Below are 21,352 nucleotides of genomic sequence, written 5' to 3' on the forward strand. Positions count from 1 at the left end.
GGCGCGCCGCCTGGCCGGCGCGCCCCTTCGGTTCGCTTTTGGCCTTTTGTCAGCCGCCGGCCTTTGCCAGCGCCTGGTCAAGGTCGCGGATCAGGTCGTCGGCATCCTCGATCCCGATGGAGATCCGCACCACGTTCGGCGCTGCGCCTGCGGCAACCTGCTGTTCCTCGGTCAACTGGCGGTGGGTGGTCGAGGCCGAGTGGATCACCAGGCTGCGCGTGTCGCCCAGGTTGGCCACGTGGCTGAACAGCTCAAGGCTGTCGACGAACTTGACGCAGGCGTCATAGCCACCTTTCAGCGCAACGGTGAAAAGCCCGCCCGCGCCCTTGGGGCAGATGCGCGCAACCCGGTCGTTATAGGGCGAGGAGGGGAGGCCGGCATATGTCACCGCCTCGACCGCATCATGAGTTTCCAGCCATTGGGCGATCTTCGTGGCATTCTGCACGTGGCGTTCCATCCGCAGGCCCACGGTTTCGATGCCCATCAGGGTGTAATGCGCGGCCTGGGGGTTCAACGTCATGCCCAGGTCCCGCAGCCCGATGGCGATACCGTGGAAAGTAAAGGCCAGCGGTCCGAAGGTTTCGTGGAATTTCAACCCATGATAGGCGGGCTCGGGCTCGGACAGCGAGGGGAACTTGTCGCTGGCCGACCAATCGAATTTACCGCTGTCGACCACGACACCGCCCATCACCGTGCCATTGCCGGTCAGGAACTTGGTCATCGAGTGCACAACAAGCGTCGCGCCGTGCTCGATCGGCCGGCACAGGTAGGGAGTGGCGCTGGTATTATCGACGATCAGCGGCAGCCCCGCCTTGTCGGCGACGCCGGCCACCGCGTCCAGATCGGTGATGTAGCCGCCCGGATTGGCGATGGATTCGCAGAACACCGCGCGGGTGTTTTCGTCGATGGCGGCCTCGATCGCGTCAAGATCGTCGAAATCGACGAACTTTGCCGACCAGCCGAAGCGCTTGATCGTCTGGCTGAACTGGGTGATCGATCCGCCGTAAAGCCGGGTCGAGACCACCACGTTCAGGCCCGGCCCCATCAGTGGGAACAGTGCCATGATCTGTGCGGCGTGCCCCGATGAGCAGCAGACCGCGCCGGCCCCGCCCTCGAGCATCGCCATGCGTTCCTGCAACACGGCAATGGTGGGGTTGGTCAGGCGCGAATAGATATACCCGACCTCTTGCAGGTTGAAGAGCGCCGCGGCGTGGTCGGCATCGCGGAAAACGTAGGCGGTGGTCTGGTAGATCGGCGTCTGCCGGGCGCCGGTTGCAGGGTCGGGGCGGGCGCCGGCATGGATGGCCAGCGTGTCGAAACCGTAGGTGGGTGCGTCTGTCATGTCGTCCTCACATCAAGAATGTTGACCATAGGGTTACGCGATTGGCCGCGCTGCGACAATCGGGCGCGCGCGGAAAGGACGATGATATTCCACATAAAGATCGTGCGCGCGATTTGTTCGCCAAACCGCGCATTTTCTGGAACGGGGCAGGCCGGGCATCTGATCCGCCTGGAACATCAGCCCATGATCGCCCGGCCATGAACATCATGCCCTCGACTTGACGCCGGGCACGCCTGACCCTTCCACCCACATGGGCCGGGGCTGGCTCACCGCATCCAGAATCCGTTTTTCTTGATCCTGTTGCGGATCGCCTGTTCCTTGCGGGGCAGGTTGTCCTGATCGAAAAGCGCGCGCACCTTTTGGCCGCGTCCCTGGTAGATCATGCGCCGGATCGGCTCGTATCTCTTGATGACCTTCTTTACACGGTTGGGCGCGGCGATCTGTTCAAGGGTGGTAACAACCGCGTCGCTTTCGCGCGCGTAAAGCAGTGGCAGCATCCGGTAATGGCACGATACGGCCCCGTCCAGCAGCCCCTGCGGAATGGTGTCGCGCCCGCCCCCAAGCGCGTGGATGACAAGCGGCAGGGCCACCTGGTCGAGCCAGGGATCGAGCGATTGGCACACCAACTCGGGCGGGGCGTCATCGCGTATGGACACGGCGTAATCGGTGAACAACCGCCCGAATTCTACCGGGCAACGGCCGAAGAACCATCCCGCGTTGAAATAAAGGTAGCGCCGCCAGAACTCGTCGGGCTGCGACAGGTCGAGCGAAGTTTCGAAATCCAGCCCGAACTTGTCGTAAAGCGATTTCCAGATCCGGGTATAACCGGGGCCGTAAAGCTCGATCTCGGGCCAGGTGCCGCTGACCCGCTGCGAGGCGCCGGGCCGTTCGAAATCAAACGGGACATGCGCGATATCGTTCAGAATCAGCGTGTCGGTGTCGAAGAAAACGAAAGGCTCGTCCTTTGGCATGGCAGCCAGTGCCTCGATCTTGTTGCCATAGGGATAGGACTGGCCGAAATGGACGCTTTCGAAGGGCACGATCTCTGCCCCGAACCTTTCGAGAAGGTCGAGGATTTCTTGATCGCGGATCGACGGGTCATCGGACCATAACGCCCCCGGCTGTGGCACGGCCACCAGCAGCCGCCCTCGAAAATCGGGGCTGTTGGCGCGCAGCGATGCCGCGAACAACACGGCCTCGTATTGCAGGCGGCCGGTCTGACCGACGATCACGATGTTGAACGTTGCGCCGGCTTCCATGCGTGCGGCGCTTTCCTTTTTGCCTGTGGCTTTGCCCATACTCGTCACTGCCCCGAACCTGTTTGCAGCCACTATAGGCAGGAAAGCCCCGGGGCAGAAGGGGCGCGGGATGCGAATTTGGTGCTGCATTGCCCAGAAAAACTGAAGGCACCCGCCTGTTTTGCAACACCGCCGAGTGGGCATTGGGCGCAAGCGCAAGGCCAGCATGGGCGTGCACGGTTGTCCTGAACGTCGTGACAGGGGAGGAAATGGTGGGCGACCCTGGAATCGAACCAGGCATGGGTCTCCCCGGCGGAGTTACAGTCCGCTGCCGCACCTTGCAGCTCGTCGCCCACGTTGCCGTCTTGCGGCCAACGTGGGGGCGTGATTACAAGCGCCCACCGGAGGCGTCAACGCAAAAAATCACCACCGCGGCGCAAAGTCATTCTTTCACCCCGATTCCACGGCGGCATTGCGGCCGTGGCAGATGCCGGCCGCCGCGCATCGACGCGTCAAGCCTTGGCTTTCGCGCCGCACGGGCGTAACCGGGGATTGTCAGCTTACTATGGATGGAGGGCGCCCCCCTTGGCCAAGAAACCCACCTGGGTCATTGAAAAGGAACAGGCACGGCGCAAGGCCACGTCTGAAACCGTTTGGCTGTTCGGCCTGCACGCGGTGCGCGATGCATTGATGAACCCCGCGCGTGAAAAGCTGCGCCTGGTCGTCACCCGGAATGCCGCCGACAAGCTGGCCGACGCGATCGCCACCGCCGGTATCACGCCCGAGATCAACGACCCGCGCAAGTTTTCCGCCCCGCTCGATCCGCAATCGGTTCACCAGGGCGCGGCGCTTGAGGTCAAACCGCTGAACTGGGGCCGGCTGGAGGATGTCTGCGCCGGGCATCCTGACCGCGTGCCGCGCGTCGTTTTGCTGGACCGGGTGACAGATCCGCATAACGTGGGGGCGATCTTGCGCTCGGCCGAGGTGTTCGGTGCCGCTGCGGTGATCGCGCCGCGCCATCATTCGGCACCCGAGACCGGGGCGCTGGCCAAGACCGCAAGCGGCGCGCTTGAACGCCAGCCCTATCTGCGCGTCACCAACCTGGCCCAGGCGATCGAGCGGTTGCAGGCCATGGGATATATTGTTCTGGGCCTCGACGGCACGTCCGAACAGTCCATCGAAGTCGCGACCGAGGGCCGCCGCGACGATCCGGTGGCCCTGGTGCTGGGGGCCGAGGGGCCGGGCCTGCGCGAAAAGACCCGCGATACCTGTGACGCCCTTGTGCGCATTGATTTCGCGGGCGATTTCGGATCGCTCAACGTGTCGAACGCCGCCGCCGTGGCGCTCTATGCCAGTTTGCCGCGCTAGACGGGGGCTTGCCGCATCACGGCTGTGTGCCTAGATGTAGCGCGCAACGAGAGAGCCCATGCCACAAAGCACCAAGATCGCCACCTGTTCCTATTGCGGCACGCGCGCGGCGCTGGTTCTGGACCAGGGGCGGCACGAACTTGTCTGCGGCACCTGCGGTGCGCCGCTGCACGACATGAAGCCGATGCCGCTGGTGCGCGGAACCGCGTCGAAGCCGGCCCGGGCCAAGCCCGCGCCCGGAACCCGCAAGAAGGTTTCGGTGGATTGGGCGGCCGAGCGTCGCCACGCCCTGGGGCAGGGCACCGCCCGGCCCGCGCCGCGCCACCCGTCTAGACCCGGGAAACGTCGCAAATCGCTGGGCGCGCGGGTTCTGAGCGAGATTTGGGACGTGGTCGAGGATATATTCGACTGACTCGAGCCCGATTCGAGCGGCGACCACGAAGATGTGATCATGGCGCGGGCCGTGGCCCTTCATAAATCATCCATCCTTCCTACATCTAATAGCGAGGCACAGGCCCGGAACGCCTGTGTTTCTTCACTGTCCCTCGTTCCGTGACTGGCGCCCAAGGCTTTCCTTGGGCGCTTTTTTGTTTCGCCGATCCGCGCTATCAAGGGGGCATGAGCGAGACATACACAGACGAATTCCTGCGCGACGTGCTTAAGCGAACAAAGCGCATTGCCGTGGTCGGGGTGTCCACCAACCCCGTGCGCCCCAGCTATTACGTGGCGCGATACCTGAAGCTCAAGGGCTACGAAGTGGTGCCGGTAAACCCGGGCCATGCGGGCAAGGAGTTGCTGGGCGAAACCGTGATCGGCAGCCTGTCCGAGATCGAGGGCGGGGTCGACATGGTCGATATCTTCCGCAGGCCCGAACACGTGCCCGGCATCGTGGACGAGGCGCTGGCAACCTTTCCCGACTTGCAGACCATCTGGATGCAGATCGGCGTGGTGAACGAGGACGCCGCGGAAACGGCGCGGGCGCGGGGTGTCGACGTGATCATGGATCTGTGCCCCAAGATCGAATACCAGCGCCTGTTCGGCGAGCTACGCATGGGCGGGTTCGCCACCGGGGTCATCTCGTCGAAGCTGTGACGGCGCGCGCCGCTGTTGCGGCCTGGGCCGCAAGGCGCCCCGCCCGCCATCCCGTTGATCGGCAAACAGCTGGCGGGCGTGATACGGGCATCACGTCTTGCGCGCGGCCTTTTCGGCAAGGCCCGATTGCGCTTGGCGCCGGGCAAGCTCGTCCATCACCTGCGCGACGCTGACGCCGCGCGCGTGTAGCATGACCAACAGGTGAAACAGCACATCCGCAGCCTCGGATGCCAGGCGGTCGGGGTCGCCCCGGACCGCTTCGATCAGGGCCTCGATCGCCTCTTCGCCGAATTTCTCGGCCACTTTCTCGGGTCCTTTGGCCAGCAACCTGGCGGTCCAGCTTTCATCGGGGCTGGCCGCGGCGCGGGTGGCGATAATCTGTTCCAACTCTTCCAGTGTCATGCGCCTGTCCTTATCGGGATGCCCGCGGCAGCCATGTATGTCTTGGCCTGCTGGATCGAATAGTCGCCGAAATGGAAGATCGACGCCGCCAGGACCGCGCTTGCGCCGCCCTTTGTGACACCTTCGACCAGGTGATCGAGCGTGCCGACACCACCGCTGGCGATCACCGGGATATCCACTGCGTCGGAGATGGCGCGGGTGAGCGGCAGGTTGAAGCCCGCCCGCGTGCCGTCGCGATCCATCGAGGTGAGCAGGATTTCGCCCGCGCCCTTGGCCTCGACCAGCTTTGCGAATTCCACGGCGTCGATGCCGGTGGGTTTGCGCCCGCCATGGGTGAATATCTGCCAGCGGCCCGGTTCGACGGTCTTGGCGTCGATGGCCACCACAATGCATTGGCTGCCGAACTGGTCGGCGGTTTCGCGCACCACGTCGGGGTTGGCGACCGCGGCCGAATTGAAGCTGACCTTGTCGGCGCCGGCCAGCAGCAAGGCGCGTACATCGGCGACCGTGCGCACGCCGCCGCCCACCGTGAGCGGGATATAACATTGCTCGGCGGTGCGGGTGACGACATCGAGCATGACGCCCCGGTTTTCATGGGTTGCGTGAATGTCGAGGAAACACAGCTCGTCCGCGCCGGCCGCATCATAGGCGCGCGCGGCATCCACCGGGTCGCCCGCATCGCGCAGATCTACGAAATTGACGCCCTTGACCACGCGGCCATCGGCCACGTCAAGGCAGGGAATGATACGGGTTTTCAGCATGGATCAGCCCATCACAACGGTTCACGGCCTTGTTTATGGGCAAAGCGCGCGGGTTTCCAGAGCATGGTGCCATCGAATGGTAACGGGAGGTGAGTGTGAAACAGTTTTTGACCGCAGTGGTCCTTGTGGGGTTCGGCGCGGTGTCCGCGGCCGCGGCCGGGCCGGACATTTCGAAGCGACAAGCCCAGGGAACGGTGCCCGAGGTGATGGATGCGCTGGTGGCGGCGGTCGACGGTGCCGGCGCCACTGTTTTCGCACGGATCGATCATGCCAAGGGGGCGCAGGATGCCGGAATGACGCTTGCGCCAAACCAGGTGCTGGTTTTCGGCAACCCGGTTCTGGGCACGCCCGCTATCCAGGATGATGCGCTGGCGGGGCTGTATCTGCCGCTCAAGGTGCTGGTCTACGAGGATGCGAAGGGCCAGGTCTGGCTGGCCTACGAGAACCCGGCGGAGACGCTGGGCGATATGCAGGGCATCGGCGATGACGCGGGCTACATTGGCAAGATGCAGGGCGCCCTGGACAAGTTGACTTCGGATGCTGCGGGCGGCTGAGCTACAGCGGTGCGGCGCGTGTCGATGGCGGTTTCTAGATATGCGCCCGCCCGCGCGCTTTTTTTCATGGGCCCCTGTGGGGCGTCGGGGAGGGGGCGCTGCCCCCGTCGCGCGCTGCGCGACTCCCCCGGGGTATTTTCGGCAAGAGAAAGATGTCAGCTTTGCAAAAGCGTCAACGCCTCTTGCAAGTTGATGGCGCCGTCATAGAGGGCACGGCCCGAGATCGCGCCGTTGAGCGGGGCGCCGCAGTCACGCAGGGCGCGCAGGTCATCGAGGGAACTGACGCCGCCCGACGCTATGACCGGTATCGACACGGCATGGGCCAGGGCCGCGGTTTCCTCGATATTGGGCCCTTTCATCGCGCCATCGCGGTTGATGTCGGTATAGATGATGGCCGCCACCCCGGCGTCTTCGAAGGATCTGGCAAGCTCTGTCGCCTGTATATCGGTTTCCTCGGCCCAACCCTTGGTGGCGACGCGGCCGTTGCGGGCGTCGATCCCGACGGCGACCTGCCCGGGAAAGGCGCGGGCGGCTTCGCGCACCAGCGCGGGATTTTCCACCGCCACCGTGCCCAGGATCACGCGGGCCAGGCCCAGCGACAGCCAGCGCTCGATCGTGGCCATGTCGCGGATGCCGCCGCCCAGCTGGGCGGGCGTCTTGGTTTGGCTGAGGATCGCCTCGACCGGGGCGGCGTTGACGGGTTGCCCCGCGAAGGCGCCGTTGAGATCGACCAGGTGCAGCCACTCGCAGCCCGCAGAGACGAATTCCAACGCCTGTGCGGCCGGGTCTTCGTTGAATACCGTGGCCTTGTCCATGTCGCCCTTGAGCAAGCGCACGGCCTTGCCGTCCTTCAGGTCGATGGCGGGGTAGAGGATCATGATGTGCCCTTTCGCGTCTTCTGGGCGTCGTTATGCACGCGGCGCGTGGAAATGCAACGCAACCTCGTGTAGGGTTTGACCGGCGGCTTCGCGGCGCACAGGGTCGCGACCAGGTACCGAGGGAGGAGTTTCAATGAAAAAGTGGATCATCGCGGCAGCCGTCGTGTTGGCCGGGGCGGGCGGGGCGATGGCCGACCCGATCGAAGGTCTTTGGAGGACGCAGGAAGATGACGGCGCGTATGCCCATGTCGAGATCGCGCCTTGCGGCCCGGCCTATTGCGGCACGATCGTGCGAACGTTCAATGCCGATGGCGAGTACCAGTCACCCAATATCGGCAAGCAGTTGGTGCGCAACATGACCCCCGCCGGCAATAGCCGCTACGAGGGCAGGGTATGGCGACCGTCGAACGACAAGGTCTATATCGGCAAGATCGACCTGAACGGCAATTCGTTGAAGATGGCCGGGTGTGTTGCCGGTGGCCTGATTTGCGCCAAGCAGGACTGGACGCGGGTGCGCTAGGACGTCGGCGCTGAACCGCGCATGGCCTTTGCCGACAGGTGGCAGACGAACGGTTTTCATGTATATTACAGTCATCTTAACCCTTGAGGATTCAAGATGACACGCAAAAGTGCGATACTTGCGCTTGTGCTGCTTACGGGCGGCGCGGCGCAAGCAGAACCGATCGTCGGCACATGGCTTACCGGCCCCGACAACAAGGACCAGGTGGCGCATATGCAGATCACGTCCTGCGGCGCATCGTTCTGTGGCAAGGTTCTGCGGGCCTTCGGGTCCGAGGGCCAGCAGGTGACCACGCCGAACGTGGGCAAGCGCGTGATCTGGGATGTGACGGCGCAAGGCAGTGGTACGTACCGCGGCAAGGTATTGCTGCCGCTTTACAGGACGACCGTTGATGGGCTGTTCAGTGTGGTAGGCGACCGGCTGAAGTTAAAGGGATGTATGGGCCCTGTTTGCCGAACGCAAAGCTGGACACGGGTTCACTGAGTTTTGCAAGTGTCTGCGCAAGAGGTTAGCCTGCGTGCATGACACACAAGGACCTGCCCAAGGCGCCTCCACCGCTTGGCTTGCTGGAGGCCGCGCTTTATGCACCCGACTTGGACGCGGCCGAAGCGTTCTATGGCGAGATCCTGGCCTTGGAGAAAATCCTGCGCGTCGGCGAACGGCACGTGTTCTACCGCGTAGGCGGGGGCGTTTTGCTGATCTTCAACCCCGAGGAAACGGTCAAACCGCCCGGTAACCCCGACATGCCCGTTCCGCCGCATGGTGCGCACGGGGAGGGGCATTTCTGTTTCGCGGTCGAGTCGCCGGCGCTGACGGCGTGGCGCGCGCGGCTGGAGGCCGCGGGGGTCGAGATCGAGGCGGATTTCGCCTGGCCCAACGGGGCGCGGTCGATCTATTTTCGCGATCCTGCCGGAAACTCGCTGGAGATGGCCGAACCTCGCCTTTGGGCCCGTTAAGGCTGCCAGTTCAGGAAATTGGCGATCATGCGCAGCCCCGTCGCCTGGCTTTTTTCGGGGTGGAACTGCATGCCCAGGATGTTGTCGCGCCCGACGATGGCGGTGACCGGGCCGCCATAATCGACATGCGCAAGCATCTGCGCCCTATCGACGACCTGCATGTGGTAGGAATGCACAAAATAGGCGTGATCACCCGTTTGCACCCCGTCGAACACCGGGTGCGGCTGGTCGATCACCAGGTCGTTCCAGCCCATATGGGGCACTTTCAACGTGGCATCCGCCGGCGTGATCCGGTTGACCGTGCCGCCGATCCAGTTGAACCCGGCGGTTTCCGCGTATTCCATGCCGCGCGTGGCCAGCATTTGCATACCGATGCAAATGCCGAGAAACGGTTTTCCGGCTCCGATCACCACCTCTTCCATCGCTTCGAACAGGCCGCGATGGTCGAAGAGCTGCGCCCGGCAGGCCGGAAAGGCGCCATCGCCCGGCAAAACCACCCGGTCGGCGCAGCGTACCAGGTCGGGGTCCGCGGTAACGGTGACGGGGCCTGCGTCCATTTCGTGCGCCATGCGCTGAAACGCCTTTTCCGCGGAATGCAGGTTGCCGCTTTCGTAATCGATAATGACGGTTGTCACGGTCAGAGCGTTCCCTTTGTCGACGGTACCGCATCGGATTTGCGCGGGTCGGTCTCGACCGCCACGCGCAGCGCGCGCGCCACCGCCTTGAAAGCCGCCTCGGCAATGTGGTGGCTGTTGAAGCCGCAGACCTGGTGCAGGTGCAGCGTGATGCCGCCATGGGTGCTGAACGCCTGGAAGAATTCCCGCAGCAATTCGGTGTCGAAACTGCCGATCTTGCCGGTCGGCATGGTGATATCCCACACGAGGAAAGGCCGGCCCGACAGATCAAGCGCGCAGCGTACCTGCGCGTCATCCATCGGCAGGGCGCATTCACCGTAACGGCGGATGCCACGCTTGTCGTCAAGCGCCCGTGCCAGCGCCTGGCCCAGGGCGATACCCACGTCTTCGACAGTGTGATGGTCGTCGATATGGGTGTCGCCAGTGCAGCGTACGGTCATATCGATCAGCGCGTGCCGCGCGAGCTGATCCAGCATGTGGTCGAAAAACCCCACGCCGGTGGCATTGTCATAGATGCCGGTGCCGTCCAGGTCGATCTGGACCGAGATATCGGTTTCCGCTGTCTTGCGGGTGATGTCGGCCTTGCGCATTCGCGCCTCCATATCCGTCTTGCGCCCGCTTATAGGGCCATGACGCGCGGTGTGAAAGGGGGCGGCGTGTCACGCTGGGCAACAAGGCATAAGGCAGGGGGGGTACATCGACATCTGGAGCGGGCGATGAGATTCGAACTCACGACCCTTACCTTGGCAAGGTAATGCTCTACCCCTGAGCTACGCCCGCATCAGATGCCCGTCGGCCAAAGGAAAAGGCGCCTGTCGGCGCCTTGATCCGAACCCATTGGAGCGGGCGATGAGATTCGAACTCACGACCCTTACCTTGGCAAGGTAATGCTCTACCCCTGAGCTACGCCCGCGTCCTTGGGTGCTGAGGAGGTATAAATTCTGCGCCGGGCTTGCAAGAGGAAAAATGACGATGCGGTGAAAAAAGATGGACCTTCACGGCCCCGGCATGGGCAAGCATCGACGCGATCATGATGTGCGCCTTCGGCGCGCCTGGTGTCTCGGCGAAAGGCTGCGCCTTCCACCTCGGGCCGTGGGCGGCGCGGTTACGGCAGAGACCCGGACGGACGGGCAGGCGAAGCGGACAGGTGCCTCCGGCGGGGGTATTTGAAGCAAGAGGAAAACGGATTCTTTGCGATTTTTCTGCAAACTGGTTGCTGCGGTACAGGCAGGGGTGCCGATGACCGCGCAAGGGGAAGAGGTGTCTTCCTTGGGGGAAGGTCGCTGGCCTTCCCCTTCCTTTTGCCGGAAATACCCCGGGGGGGCGCCCGGAACGGGCGACGGGGGCAGAGCCCCCATGCCCGAGGCGCGGAACGCGCCGAGATACCCGGCCTGCGCCCTTGGGGCGCAGCCCTTTGGATCACGCGGGTCTACTCGAACTCCACCAACAGGTCCTTGGCGTCGATTTGCACGCCCGGTTGCACATGCACGGCTTTGACCACCGCGTCGCGTTCGGCATGGATGCCGGTTTCCATCTTCATCGCCTCGATGGTCAGCAGCAGGTCGCCTTCCTTCACCGACTGGCCCGCGGTGACCGAGACCGAGGCGACCACGCCGGGCATCGGGGCACCGAGATGGGCGGTGTTGCCAAGCTCGGCCTTGGGGCGCGCGGCGGTTTCGGATTTCATCTTTCTGTTGGGCACGCGGATGATGCGCGGCTGACCGTTCAACTCGAAGAAAACCTTGGCCTCGCCGTTTTCGTCGGTTTCGCCAACTGCCTGCAGGCGGATTTCCAGGATCTTGCCCGGGTCGATCTCGGGGCTGATCTCTTCGCCCGGTTCCATCCCGTAAAAGAAGGTGCGCGTTGGCAGGGTGCGCACGGGGCCATACATCCGGTGCCGGCCCATGTAGTCGAGAAACACCTTGGGATACATCAGGTAACCGTTCAGGTCCTCGTCATCCACGGTCCGGCCTTCCAATTGCTCGGACAACTCGGCGCGTGTCGCCTCGAGGTCGACCGGCTCCAGGTGTTTGCCCGGTCGTTCCGTGTTGGGTTTCTCGTCTTTCAGCACCTTCCTGACGATGGGCTCGGGAAATCCGCCCGGCGGCTGGCCCAGGTTGCCGCGCATCATGTCGACCACGCTGTCGGGAAATGCCACGTCCTTTTCGGGGTCTTCGACTTCCGCCCGCGTCAGGCCCTGGCTGACCATCATCAGCGCCATGTCGCCCACAACCTTGGAGCTTGGCGTGACCTTCACGATATCGCCGAACATCTGGTTCACATCGGCATAGGTGCGCGCGATTTCGGGCCAGCGCTCTTCCAGGCCGAGGCTGCGGGCCTGTGCCTTCAGGTTGGTGAATTGGCCGCCGGGCATCTCGTGCAGGTAGACCTCGGAGCTGGGCGCCTGCTGCGCGGATTCGAAAGCGGCGTAGTGCTGGCGCACGTTTTCCCAGTAATCCGAGATCTGCCGTATCTCGGCCATGTCCAGCCCGGTGTCACGGTCGCTCCAGCGCAGCGCCTCGACCACCGAGCCCAGTGTGGGCTGGCTGGTATTGCCGGAAAACGCGTCCATCGCCACGTCGGCGGCGTCAACGCCCATCTCGGCCGCGGCCAGGATGCTGGCCCCGCCGATCCCACTGGTGTCATGGGTGTGGAAATGCACGGGGATGTCCAGCTCGTCCTTCAGGGCCTTGACCAGCGCGCGGGCGGCCTGCGGTTTCAGCACACCCGCCATGTCCTTGAGCCCGAGAACATGCGCGCCCGCCTGCTGCAATTCCCGTGCCATGCCGACATAGTATTTCAGGTCGTACTTGGCGCGATCGGGATCGAGGATGTCGCCGGTATAGCAGATCGTGCCCTCGCAGATCTTGCCGCTTTCGATCACCGCGTCCATCGCGACGCGCATGTTTTCGACCCAGTTCAGGCTGTCGAAAACGCGGAACACGTCGATGCCCGATACCGCCGCCTGGCGCACGAATTCCTGCACCACGTTGTCGGGGTAGTTCGTGTAGCCAACCCCGTTCGAGGCGCGCAGCAACATCTGCGTCATCACGTTGGGCATCTTGGCGCGCAGGTCACGCAGGCGCTGCCAGGGGCATTCCTGCAAGAAGCGATAGGCCACGTCGAAGGTGGCCCCGCCCCAGCATTCGACGCTGAACAGTTGCGGCAGGTTGGCGGCATAGGCGGGTGCCACCTTGATCATGTCGATGGACCGCATCCGCGTGGCCAGCAGCGATTGGTGCCCGTCGCGCATGGTGGTGTCGGTCAGAAGCAGCCGTTTCTGCGCCAGCATCCAGTCTGCGACCGCCTTGGGGCCCTTCTCCTCCAGCAGGTTGCGCGTGCCTGGTGTGGGTTCGCCACGGGGCGCCGGGGGTTTCGGGTCTTTCAGGTCGGCGGGCGGGGTGGTGCGCCCGGCGGTTTCGGGGTGCCCGTTCACGGTGATGTCGGCGATATAGGTCAGAACCTTGGTGCCCCGGTCGCGCCGCTTGGTGAACTCGAACAGCGCGGGCGTGTCGTCGATGAAGGTGGTGGTGTATTGATTGTTCAGGAAAGTCGGGTGTTTAAGCAGGTTCTCGACAAAGGCAATGTTGGTGCTGACGCCGCGAATGCGGAACTCTCGCAGGGCGCGGTCCATCCGCGCGATGGCCTTTTCGGGCGTGGGGGCCCAGGCGGTGATCTTGGTCAGCAGGCTGTCGTAGTAGCGCGTGATGACACCGCCGGCATAGGCCGTGCCGCCATCCAGGCGGATGCCCATGCCGGTGGCCGAGCGATAGGCGGTGATGCGGCCGTAATCGGGGATGAAGTTGTTCTGCGGGTCCTCGGTCGTCACCCGGCATTGCAGCGCGTGGCCATTGAGTCGAATGTCGTACTGGCTGGCCTTGCCGGTCGCCTCGGCCAGCGATTTGCCTTCGGCAATCATGATCTGGGCCTGGACGATGTCGATGCCGGTGACCTCTTCGGTCACCGTGTGTTCGACCTGCACGCGCGGGTTGACCTCGATGAAGTAGAACTGGCCCGTGTCCATATCCATCAGGAACTCGACGGTGCCGGCACATTCGTAATTCACGTGGGCGCAGACCTTGCGGCCCAACTCGCACAGTTCTTCGCGCTGCGCCTCGGAGAGGTAGGGCGCAGGGGCGCGTTCCACGACCTTCTGGTTGCGGCGCTGGACCGAGCAGTCGCGTTCGAACAGGTGATAGATGTTGCCGTCACGGTCGCCCAGGATCTGCACTTCGACATGGCGCGCGCGGGTGATCATCTTTTCAAGATACCCCTCGCCGTTGCCAAACGCGGCCTCGGCCTCGCGGCGGCCCTCAAGCACCTTGTCCTTCAACTCTTTCGGGCCGTTGATCGGGCGCATGCCGCGCCCGCCACCGCCCCATGACGCCTTGAGCATCAGCGGATAGCCGATTTTCTCGGCCTCCTTGGCGATCGCGTCGAAATCATCGCCCAGAACATCGGTCGCAGGAATGACGGGCACCCCCGCCTCGATCGCGACCTTACGGGCACTGGCCTTGTCACCCAGCGCGCGCATTGTTTCGGCTTTCGGCCCGATGAAGGTGATGCCATTTGCCTTGCAGGCATCGACGAAATCGGGGTTTTCCGACAGCAGGCCATAGCCCGGGTGGATCGCGTCGGCGCCTGATTGCTTTGCAACGCGAATGATCTCGTCAATCGCGAGATACGCGGCCACGGGGCCCAGACCCTCGCCGATGCGATAGGCCTCGTCGGCCTTGAAGCGGTGCAGGCCCAGCTTGTCCTCTTCGGCAAAGACGGCGACCGTGCGTTTGCCCATCTCGTTGGCGGCACGCATGATCCGAATGGCAATTTCGCCCCGGTTCGCGATGAGGATTTTCTTGAAGTCGGTCATGCAGAGGTTCCTTCTTGGTCATCACCGCGTGGTGAATCAGGTATTGCTAGCGTCATGCCGCGCCGCAGCGCAATAGGCTGTAGCGCCGAGCTGGCAATATTCTTGCAACAATTCATGGGCCCCGCGACGCCATCCAGGCTCAGGCGCGGATCAGCCGATCGGCCACCTCGGCCAGTCGCGTGGCGCCGACCTGGCCCATGTTGGCGATTATGTCGCGCTCGAACATCTCGGTCAGGTGGCGCGGGCCGTCGCGCCCCAGCGCGGCCAGCGCGTAATGCCATGCGCGGCCCATCATCACCATGTCGGCCCCCAGCGCCACGGCGCGCAGGACATCCAGCCCGCCACCCACGCCGCTGTCGAAAATGATCGGCAAGGTCGTGGCCGCACGGATCGCGGGCAGCACCTCGATGCTGGCGGGCGCGGCGTCGAATTGCCGGCCGGCGTGGTTGGATACCCATATCCCGTCGACGCCCTCGGCCTCCAGCGCCGTGGCATCCTGCGGGTTCAGCACGCCCTTGACGACGAACGCACCCTGCCAATTGTCGCGCAGCCAGCGCAGGTATTCCCAGTCGGGCGAGGTGCGAAGGATGTAGCCGATATGTTCGGTCGGGGCCATGCCGGGCGTGTCGTCGGCGTATTTCGCGATGGTGGGCATGCGCGGGCGGCCATTCATCGCGGTGGCCAGCGCCCAATGCGGGCGACGCGCGATCTGTGTCAGCAGGCGCGGGGTCAGCCGCGGCGGTTGCGTGATGCCCGAGCGGGTCTGGCGTTCGCGGCGCGAAGGCGCGGGCAGGTCCACCGTCAGCACCAGCGTGTCAAACCCTGCGTCTCGGGCGCGCCTGACCATGTCACGGCGGATTTCAGGGTCTTTCGGCGGGTATAGCTGGAACCAGCCGCGCCCCTGCGCATGACGGCCCACCTGTTCGGGCGTCTTGCAGGCCACGGTGGACAGGCAATAGGGAATGTTCGCGCGCGCGGCGTTGCGCGCCAGCAGGATCTCGGCTTCGGGCCAGACAAGCCCGGACATGCCCACCGGCGCCACGCCAATGGGCAGCGCCCATTCCGCCCCCATCAGCCGGGTTGAAAGGTCATGATCAAGCGGGCCATGCAGGATCGAGGGGCGCATCAGGATTTCATCAAGCTGCGCGCGGTTGCGGGCCTTGGTGGTCTCGGCCCCCGTGGCGCTGTCGAGATATTCCCAGACGAAATGCGGCAAGCGTGCGCGGGCACGGCGTTTCAGGTCGTCAAGGCCGGGGTAAAGCGTGTGCAGATCCATGCGTGCATTTGGCGCGGTCCATGCGCGATTGTCCAGCCTGCCCCTGTCGGGCCGCCTGGAATTGTCGAAAACGCGCGTCTGGCGGTTGCTCGGCAATTATTTGGCAAGGCGAAGTGGAACAATTGCTGAACATATCTTTAATTCACCCATGGCCCGCGCTATTGTCTGCCCATGAGCAGTTTTGACGAAATGGATGCGTTCGAAGGGGCGTCATTGTCGGCGCGGGCGATGGCTGCGCGCGGAGCGCCCTACCTGGACGAATTGAACCCCGCGCAGCGGTCCGCGGTCGAGGCGCTGGATGGCCCTGTTTTGATGTTGGCAGGCGCCGGCACGGGCAAGACCAAGGCGTTGACCGCGCGGATCGTGCATTTGCTGAACACCGGACGCGCGCGCCCGAACGAGATCCTGTCGGTGACGTTCACCAACAAGGCCGCGCGCGAGATGAAAGAGCGGGTGGGCCGGCTGTTGGGCCAGCAGGTCGAGGGCATGCCCTGGCTGGGCACCTTTCATTCGATCTGTGTAAAGCTGTTGCGCCGGCATGCCGAACTGGCAGGTCTGAAAAGCAATTTCACGATTCTCGATACCGACGACCAGCTGCGGTTGCTCAAGCAATTGGTAAGGGCGGCCAATATCGACGACAAGCGCTGGCCGGCGCGGATGTTGCTGGGCATCATCGACCAGTGGAAAAACCGCTGCTGGACGCCCGAAAAGGTGCCCGCCTCCGAGGCCGGGGCCTATAACAACCGTGGGGTTGAGCTTTACGCGCAATACCAGGCGCGCCTGAAAGAGTTGAACGCGGTGGATTTCGGCGACCTGCTGCTGCATGTCGTCACGATTTTCCAGGCCCATGACGATGTGTTGGAGCAATACCGCCGCTGGTTCCGTTACATCCTGGTGGACGAGTACCAGGATACCAACGTGGCGCAATACATGTGGTTGCGGCTGTTGGCGGGCGGGCATCGCAACATCTGCTGCGTGGGCGACGACGACCAGTCGATCTATGGCTGGCGCGGGGCCGAGGTGGGCAACATCCTGCGCTTCGAGAAGGATTTTGAAGGCGCCAAGGTGGTGCGGCTGGAGCAGAATTATCGCTCGACCCCGCATATCCTGGCCGCGGCCAGCGGCGTTATTCGCGGCAACGAGGGGCGGCTGGGCAAGGAACTGTGGACAGACGCCGAGGATGGCGAGAAGGTGCGCCTGATCGGCCATTGGGATGGCGAGGAAGAAGCGCGGTGGATCGGCGAAGAGATCGAGGCGATGCAGGGTGGCACCCGTGGGATGCGGCCCTTCGGCCTGGACGAGATTGCCATTCTCGTGCGGGCCTCGCACCAGATGCGCGCCTTCGAGGATCGGTTCCTGACCATCGGTCTGCCCTACCGGGTGATCGGTGGCCCGCGCTTTTACGAGCGCATGGAGATTCGCGACGCGATGGCCTATTTCCGGGTGGTGATCAGCCCCGAGGATGACCTCGCGTTCGAGCGTATCGTGAACACGCCCAAGCGGGGGTTGGGCGACAAGGCCCAGCAAACGATCCAGCGCACCGCGCGCGAGTTTGGCGTCAACCTGGTCGAAGGGGCGCGCATCGCCGTGGCCGAGCGGCGCCTGACAGGCAAGGGTGCGGCGCAATTGTCCTTCCTGGTGGAAAACCTGGATCGCTGGGGCCGGATGGCGGGTGATGCCGACGTGGACCATTCCGAGCTTGCGGGCATCATCCTGGACGAATCCGGCTATACCGGCATGTGGCAGAACGACAAGACGCCCGAGGCACCGGGGCGGCTTGAGAACCTGAAGGAACTGGTGAATCACCTGGAAGAGTTCGAGAACCTGCAAGGGTTCCTGGAGCATGTCAGCCTGGTGATGGACAATGACAGCGACGATGGCGGTCAGAAGGTGTCGATCATGACCCTGCACGCTGCCAAGGGCTTGGAATTTCCCGCCGTGTTCCTGCCGGGTTGGGAGGACGGGTTATTCCCGTCGCAGCGCAGCATGGATGAAAGCGGGCTGAAAGGGGTCGAGGAAGAGCGGCGCCTGGCCTATGTGGGCATCACGCGGGCCGAGGAGGTGTGCACGATATCCTTTGCTTCGAACCGCCGGGTATTCGGCCAGTGGCAAAGCCAGATGCCCAGCCGTTTCATCGACGAATTGCCCGAAGAGCATGTCGAGGTGCTGACGCCTCCGGGGCTGTATGGCGGGGGCTACGGTGCTTCGGGCATGGGCGGCGCAGGCGTCATGGACCGCGCGGCCGAGGCCAATGTGTATAACTCGCCGGGATGGAGGCGGTTGCAGGCGCGGCGTGATCAGCGCCCGGTTGGCCAGCCAAGCGAAACCCGCCACGCGGTGATCGACAGCCAGGCCGTCAGCGCGCATACCGTGGGCGAGCGGGTGTTCCACCAGAAATTCGGATATGGCCGTATCGAGGCGATCGAGGGCGACAAGCTCGAAATCGCATTCGAAAAGGCCGGGGTGAAAAAGGTGGTGGCCAAGTTCGTGATGGCCGCCGATGACATCCCGTTCTGACCGAGATGCTGTATCTGGCGCTTTTCCTTGGTCCCGCCGCCGTGGCCGGGCTGCTGCTTTGGCGCCGCAGGGCGCGGGCACGGGCCATCGCGGGCCTGCTGTCAACGCCGCTTACCCCGGCGCAGCGCGCGCTGGTCGAAAAAGAGGTGCCGTTGACCCGTCGGCTGCCCGCCGATCTGCGCACCGCACTGGAGGGCCGGATCAACCGTTTCCTCGACCAGGTCGATTTCCATGGGTGCAACGGCCTGGACGTGACGCAAGAGATGAAGCTGTCAATCGCGGCGCAGGCATCTTTGCTGCTGGTCAACTCGGACCAGTGGTATGACGGGTTGACCACTATCCTTGTCTATCCCAACGCGTTCAAATCGGTGCAGCGTCACCACAGCGGCTATGTCGTGACTGAAAAGGAAATCGTTCGCTCGGGCGAAAGCTGGTTGCATGGGCCGGTGATCCTGTCATGGGCACATTCGCGGCAAGGTGCATTGAATGACCGCGACGGGCAGAATGTCGTGTTCCACGAGTTTGCCCACCAGATCGACGCGCTGACCGGAGCTACCAACGGGGTGCCCGTTCTTGGGCCGGGCCAAAGTTTTGCCGAATGGGAAAAGGCGTTCCTGACCGCCTACAAGGACCACACCCACCAGGTCAGCCGTGGGCGAAAGACCGCGATCGATGCCTATGGCGCGGAAAATCACGAAGAGTTCTTTGCCGTCGCGGTCGAGATGTTCTTTGAGAAGCCGCAAGCGCTCAAACGCGATGCCCCGGAAATATATGCGCAGATGGGCAAGCTGTTTCGGCTCGATCCCGCTGACTGGCCGGACCCCGCAAACTAAGGCGAATGCCCTTGCAATGCTTGTATCCGACCCCTTGTCATGGGGCGCGGTATTCTTGGCGGTGGCTGGAAAAGGAAACGGCGGCACCCAGGGAGGAGGAGGGGTGCCGCCGTTTGGTCAACGAGACGTTCAGGGAGGAGGAGGAACGCCCCGTATCCGGTGCCCCGGTCGGGGCGTCGTGACGTTCGGCGGCACCCAGGGAGGAGGAGAGGGTGCCGCCGACCTTACAACGGGCCTGCCAGGGAGGAGGAGAGGCAGGACCGTATCCGGTTGGCCCGTGCGGGCCGTTATAAGGTGCGGCAGCGTCAGGGAGGAGGAGAGACGCTGCCGCCAGTTCACAGATGCCCCAGGGAGGAGGAGAGGAGCACCTGAACTCGGTGTTCTTCAGGCCTGGTCGCGGTAGGCCGCTTCAAAGGCCAGGGCGCGGATCTGCGCACGGCAGATGCCCAAGTCAGCCAATTCGCGCGCGTTCAGGGCGCCAAGCTCGTTCACCGTCTGGCGATATTGGCGATAGCGCGATACACGCTCGATAAGGTTGGCAAACAGGCCGGCCCGGCGGGGGGCGCGAACGCTGTCGTGGATGTTCGATGCGAAAGCCATCTTGGTGGTCCTTGCTGCTGTCTCGTCCGACGCCGTTGCGCCGCTGTTACGAGCTTTATGTAGGGAAATGCTGCGGCTGCACAATAAATTCCTGCGCAATGCTGCCATGCAGAAAATGCATAAGCATTGCTGCCCTACTTTACGTCGCGTCTGCCGTGATATTGGGCGCTTTGTGAATAGGTTTCTGGCCGGGGGTTGCGTTGCGGCTCAAAATCTACACCTATGATGTATAATAAGGAGGCGAGCGGTATGGTTGTATCGAAAGAGGCGGTGGAACAGGCTTTGGCGAAACTGCGCCTGCCCGATGGCCGCGACCTGATTTCAAGTGATCTTGTGCGTGCGTTGACGGTTGATGGCGACGCGGTCCGATTCGTGATCGAGGCGCCCAGTGCCGACGCCGCCCGCCAGATGGAGCCATTGCGCGCCGCGGCTGAACAGGCGGTTTCCGGCCTGCCCGGTGTCGGGCGCGTTTCGGTGGCGCTGACCGCGCATGGCCCGTCACAGGCCGCGCCCAAGCCGGCGCCCAGCCTCAAGGTCGGGGGGCATCCCAAGCCGCAGGCTGGCCCCATGAAACCGGCGGGCGTTGACCGCATCCTCGCGATTGCCTCGGGCAAGGGCGGGGTCGGCAAATCCACCGTTTCATCGAACCTGGCCGTGGCGCTGGCGAAGCAGGGCCGCCGCGTCGGTTTGCTGGATGCCGATATATACGGCCCCAGCCAGCCGCGCATGATGGGCGTCAGCAAGCGCCCCGCCAGCCCTGACGGCAAGACGATCATTCCGCTGCAAGCGCATGGTGTCACGATGATGTCCATCGGGCTGATGCTGGACCCGGCCAAGGCGGTTGTCTGGCGCGGACCCATGCTGATGGGGGCGCTGCAGCAGATGCTGGGGCAGGTGGAATGGGGCGATCTGGATGTGTTGATCGTCGACCTGCCGCCCGGTACGGGCGACGTGCAACTGACGCTGTGCCAGAAATCCGACCTGACCGGCGCCATCGTGGTGTCAACGCCGCAGGATGTGGCGCTTTTGGATGCGCGCAAGGCGATCGACATGTTTCATACGCTTAAAACTCCGATCCTGGGCCTTGTCGAGAACATGTCGACATTCGTTTGCCCGAATTGCGGGCACGAGTCGCAGATATTCGGGCATGGCGGTGTTGCGGCCGAGGCCGAAAAGATGGGCGTGCCGCTATTGGCGCAGTTGCCCATCGATCTGGAAACACGGGTCGCGGGCGATGCCGGTACCCCCGTCGCAGCGGGCGACGGCCCGGTATCCGAGGCCTATGCCAAGCTGGCACAGGGTCTTGTGGCCGGCGGCATGGCCTGACGCCGCACCAGTTCTTCAAGTCTTCACGTCATTCGGTGCCCGCGACCGCACCACGCGGGCCCGCGTAGTATGCCATGGGATATGCCATGGGAATTCGTGGTCCGGCCCCGTGACATTCGAATCACGCTCTGGTTGATTGGCTTGAATCTGGCTGGATTCGTGGAAGAATTCATGGAAAAAGCCA

General features: G+C 63.7%; 20 protein-coding genes and 3 tRNA genes. 10 read left to right on the top strand and 13 right to left on the bottom strand.

Annotation, left to right across the window (positions count from 1 at the left end; all coding sequences use genetic code 11):
* Positions 1-49 precede the first annotated feature (49 nt).
* The 3 genes from M8744_RS00690 to M8744_RS00700 all read right to left on the bottom strand — a co-directional run bounded on the left by M8744_RS00690 (position 50) and on the right by M8744_RS00700 (position 2,934).
* On the bottom strand, positions 50-1,342 hold the full coding sequence (locus M8744_RS00690) for an O-acetylhomoserine aminocarboxypropyltransferase/cysteine synthase family protein (protein WP_251407860.1): 1,293 nt from the start codon (positions 1,340-1,342) through the stop codon (positions 50-52).
* Between the two features lie 266 nt (positions 1,343-1,608).
* Complete coding sequence (locus M8744_RS00695; protein WP_251407863.1) at positions 1,609-2,601, bottom strand: GT-B fold glycosyltransferase domain-containing protein; 993 nt, start codon at positions 2,599-2,601, stop codon at positions 1,609-1,611.
* Between the two features lie 249 nt (positions 2,602-2,850).
* Positions 2,851-2,934 (bottom strand) — tRNA-Tyr (locus M8744_RS00700).
* A 231-nt stretch (positions 2,935-3,165) separates the two neighbouring features.
* Here M8744_RS00700 and rlmB point away from each other — a divergent pair.
* The 3 genes from rlmB to M8744_RS00715 all read left to right on the top strand — a co-directional run bounded on the left by rlmB (position 3,166) and on the right by M8744_RS00715 (position 5,040).
* The gene (rlmB, locus tag M8744_RS00705; protein ID WP_251407866.1) at positions 3,166-3,948 is read left to right on the top strand and encodes a 23S rRNA (guanosine(2251)-2'-O)-methyltransferase RlmB; all 783 of its coding nucleotides are present in this window, start codon (positions 3,166-3,168) and stop codon (positions 3,946-3,948) included.
* A gap of 58 nt (positions 3,949-4,006) precedes the next feature.
* Entirely contained in the window at positions 4,007-4,360 is a 354-nt protein-coding gene (locus M8744_RS00710) for a hypothetical protein (protein WP_251407869.1), read from the top strand.
* A gap of 206 nt (positions 4,361-4,566) precedes the next feature.
* Entirely contained in the window at positions 4,567-5,040 is a 474-nt protein-coding gene (locus M8744_RS00715; RefSeq protein ID WP_251407871.1) for a CoA-binding protein, read from the top strand.
* A 90-nt stretch (positions 5,041-5,130) separates the two neighbouring features.
* Here M8744_RS00715 and M8744_RS00720 read toward each other — a convergent pair whose 3' ends face one another.
* On the bottom strand, positions 5,131-5,442 hold the full coding sequence (locus M8744_RS00720) for a phosphoribosyl-ATP diphosphatase (protein ID WP_251407874.1): 312 nt from the start codon (positions 5,440-5,442) through the stop codon (positions 5,131-5,133).
* Positions 5,439-6,203 (bottom strand): imidazole glycerol phosphate synthase subunit HisF, encoded by a 765-nt coding sequence (gene hisF, locus M8744_RS00725; protein ID WP_251407877.1) that lies wholly within the window; start codon positions 6,201-6,203, stop codon positions 5,439-5,441. The genes M8744_RS00720 and hisF overlap by 4 nt, the downstream gene beginning before the upstream one ends.
* Positions 6,204-6,298: 95 nt before the next feature.
* Between hisF and M8744_RS00730 the strand changes: the two genes are divergently transcribed.
* Complete coding sequence (locus M8744_RS00730; protein WP_251407881.1) at positions 6,299-6,757, top strand: DUF302 domain-containing protein; 459 nt, start codon at positions 6,299-6,301, stop codon at positions 6,755-6,757.
* A 155-nt stretch (positions 6,758-6,912) separates the two neighbouring features.
* Here M8744_RS00730 and hisA read toward each other — a convergent pair whose 3' ends face one another.
* The gene (hisA, locus tag M8744_RS00735) at positions 6,913-7,635 is read right to left on the bottom strand and encodes a 1-(5-phosphoribosyl)-5-[(5-phosphoribosylamino)methylideneamino]imidazole-4-carboxamide isomerase (protein ID WP_251407884.1); all 723 of its coding nucleotides are present in this window, start codon (positions 7,633-7,635) and stop codon (positions 6,913-6,915) included.
* 133 nt (positions 7,636-7,768) lie between these two features.
* Between hisA and M8744_RS00740 the strand changes: the two genes are divergently transcribed.
* The 3 genes from M8744_RS00740 to M8744_RS00750 all read left to right on the top strand — a co-directional run bounded on the left by M8744_RS00740 (position 7,769) and on the right by M8744_RS00750 (position 9,111).
* On the top strand, positions 7,769-8,155 hold the full coding sequence (locus tag M8744_RS00740; RefSeq protein ID WP_251407887.1) for a DUF2147 domain-containing protein: 387 nt from the start codon (positions 7,769-7,771) through the stop codon (positions 8,153-8,155).
* 96 nt (positions 8,156-8,251) lie between these two features.
* Positions 8,252-8,638: a DUF2147 domain-containing protein gene (locus M8744_RS00745; protein WP_251407890.1), complete on the top strand. Its 387-nt coding sequence runs from the start codon at positions 8,252-8,254 to the stop codon at positions 8,636-8,638.
* A 38-nt stretch (positions 8,639-8,676) separates the two neighbouring features.
* Complete coding sequence (locus M8744_RS00750; RefSeq protein ID WP_251407893.1) at positions 8,677-9,111, top strand: VOC family protein; 435 nt, start codon at positions 8,677-8,679, stop codon at positions 9,109-9,111.
* Here M8744_RS00750 and hisH read toward each other — a convergent pair.
* From hisH to M8744_RS00780, 6 genes are all read right to left on the bottom strand, one after another.
* Positions 9,108-9,746: an imidazole glycerol phosphate synthase subunit HisH gene (gene hisH, locus M8744_RS00755; RefSeq protein ID WP_251407896.1), complete on the bottom strand. Its 639-nt coding sequence runs from the start codon at positions 9,744-9,746 to the stop codon at positions 9,108-9,110. The genes M8744_RS00750 and hisH overlap by 4 nt on opposite strands.
* Before the next feature lie 2 nt (positions 9,747-9,748).
* A complete protein-coding gene (hisB, locus tag M8744_RS00760; RefSeq protein WP_251407898.1) occupies positions 9,749-10,336 on the bottom strand; it encodes an imidazoleglycerol-phosphate dehydratase HisB in 588 nt (195 codons plus the stop codon).
* 115 nt (positions 10,337-10,451) lie between these two features.
* A tRNA-Gly gene (locus M8744_RS00765) sits at positions 10,452-10,526 on the bottom strand.
* A 58-nt stretch (positions 10,527-10,584) separates the two neighbouring features.
* Positions 10,585-10,659, bottom strand: a tRNA-Gly gene (locus tag M8744_RS00770).
* A gap of 516 nt (positions 10,660-11,175) precedes the next feature.
* Entirely contained in the window at positions 11,176-14,616 is a 3,441-nt protein-coding gene (locus M8744_RS00775; protein WP_251407901.1) for a pyruvate carboxylase, read from the bottom strand.
* A 139-nt stretch (positions 14,617-14,755) separates the two neighbouring features.
* A complete protein-coding gene (locus M8744_RS00780; protein ID WP_251407904.1) occupies positions 14,756-15,892 on the bottom strand; it encodes an alpha-hydroxy acid oxidase in 1,137 nt (378 codons plus the stop codon).
* 171 nt (positions 15,893-16,063) lie between these two features.
* On the opposite strand from M8744_RS00780, the gene M8744_RS00785 reads away from it, so the two are divergent.
* Together M8744_RS00785 and M8744_RS00790 are read left to right on the top strand one after the other, a co-directional pair.
* A complete protein-coding gene (locus M8744_RS00785; RefSeq protein ID WP_251407907.1) occupies positions 16,064-18,409 on the top strand; it encodes an ATP-dependent helicase in 2,346 nt (781 codons plus the stop codon).
* A gap of 5 nt (positions 18,410-18,414) precedes the next feature.
* Positions 18,415-19,242 carry a M90 family metallopeptidase gene (locus M8744_RS00790; protein ID WP_251407910.1) on the top strand — a complete coding sequence of 276 codons (828 nt, stop codon included), beginning with the start codon at positions 18,415-18,417 and terminating at the stop codon, positions 19,240-19,242.
* A 384-nt stretch (positions 19,243-19,626) separates the two neighbouring features.
* On the opposite strand, the gene M8744_RS00795 is transcribed toward M8744_RS00790, so the two are convergent.
* The gene (locus M8744_RS00795) at positions 19,627-19,842 is read right to left on the bottom strand and encodes a DUF1127 domain-containing protein (RefSeq protein ID WP_251407913.1); all 216 of its coding nucleotides are present in this window, start codon (positions 19,840-19,842) and stop codon (positions 19,627-19,629) included.
* 249 nt (positions 19,843-20,091) lie between these two features.
* On the opposite strand from M8744_RS00795, the gene M8744_RS00800 reads away from it, so the two are divergent.
* Positions 20,092-21,168 carry an Mrp/NBP35 family ATP-binding protein gene (locus tag M8744_RS00800; protein WP_251407916.1) on the top strand — a complete coding sequence of 359 codons (1,077 nt, stop codon included), beginning with the start codon at positions 20,092-20,094 and terminating at the stop codon, positions 21,166-21,168.
* The last annotated feature ends 184 nt before the right edge of the window (positions 21,169-21,352 follow it).

The sequence above is a fragment of the Lutimaribacter degradans genome (assembly GCF_023703375.1).
GTDB lineage: Bacteria > Pseudomonadota > Alphaproteobacteria > Rhodobacterales > Rhodobacteraceae > Lutimaribacter > Lutimaribacter degradans.

Coding starts and splice junctions, on each gene's coding strand:
- M8744_RS00800 (WP_251407916.1), top strand. CDS start 20,092: ATGGTTGTATCGAAAGAGGCGGTGGAACAGGCTTTGGCGAAACTGCGC.
- M8744_RS00720 (WP_251407874.1), bottom strand. CDS start 5,442: ATGACACTGGAAGAGTTGGAACAGATTATCGCCACCCGCGCCGCGGCC.
- M8744_RS00695 (WP_251407863.1), bottom strand. CDS start 2,601: ATGGAAGCCGGCGCAACGTTCAACATCGTGATCGTCGGTCAGACCGGC.
- M8744_RS00710 (WP_251407869.1), top strand. CDS start 4,007: ATGCCACAAAGCACCAAGATCGCCACCTGTTCCTATTGCGGCACGCGC.
- M8744_RS00775 (WP_251407901.1), bottom strand. CDS start 14,616: ATGACCGACTTCAAGAAAATCCTCATCGCGAACCGGGGCGAAATTGCC.
- M8744_RS00780 (WP_251407904.1), bottom strand. CDS start 15,892: ATGGATCTGCACACGCTTTACCCCGGCCTTGACGACCTGAAACGCCGT.
- hisB (WP_251407898.1), bottom strand. CDS start 10,336: ATGCGCAAGGCCGACATCACCCGCAAGACAGCGGAAACCGATATCTCG.
- M8744_RS00740 (WP_251407887.1), top strand. CDS start 7,769: ATGAAAAAGTGGATCATCGCGGCAGCCGTCGTGTTGGCCGGGGCGGGC.
- hisF (WP_251407877.1), bottom strand. CDS start 6,203: ATGCTGAAAACCCGTATCATTCCCTGCCTTGACGTGGCCGATGGCCGC.
- M8744_RS00795 (WP_251407913.1), bottom strand. CDS start 19,842: ATGGCTTTCGCATCGAACATCCACGACAGCGTTCGCGCCCCCCGCCGG.
- M8744_RS00745 (WP_251407890.1), top strand. CDS start 8,252: ATGACACGCAAAAGTGCGATACTTGCGCTTGTGCTGCTTACGGGCGGC.
- M8744_RS00785 (WP_251407907.1), top strand. CDS start 16,064: ATGAGCAGTTTTGACGAAATGGATGCGTTCGAAGGGGCGTCATTGTCG.
- hisA (WP_251407884.1), bottom strand. CDS start 7,635: ATGATCCTCTACCCCGCCATCGACCTGAAGGACGGCAAGGCCGTGCGC.
- M8744_RS00690 (WP_251407860.1), bottom strand. CDS start 1,342: ATGACAGACGCACCCACCTACGGTTTCGACACGCTGGCCATCCATGCC.
- M8744_RS00715 (WP_251407871.1), top strand. CDS start 4,567: ATGAGCGAGACATACACAGACGAATTCCTGCGCGACGTGCTTAAGCGA.
- M8744_RS00750 (WP_251407893.1), top strand. CDS start 8,677: ATGACACACAAGGACCTGCCCAAGGCGCCTCCACCGCTTGGCTTGCTG.
- M8744_RS00790 (WP_251407910.1), top strand. CDS start 18,415: ATGCTGTATCTGGCGCTTTTCCTTGGTCCCGCCGCCGTGGCCGGGCTG.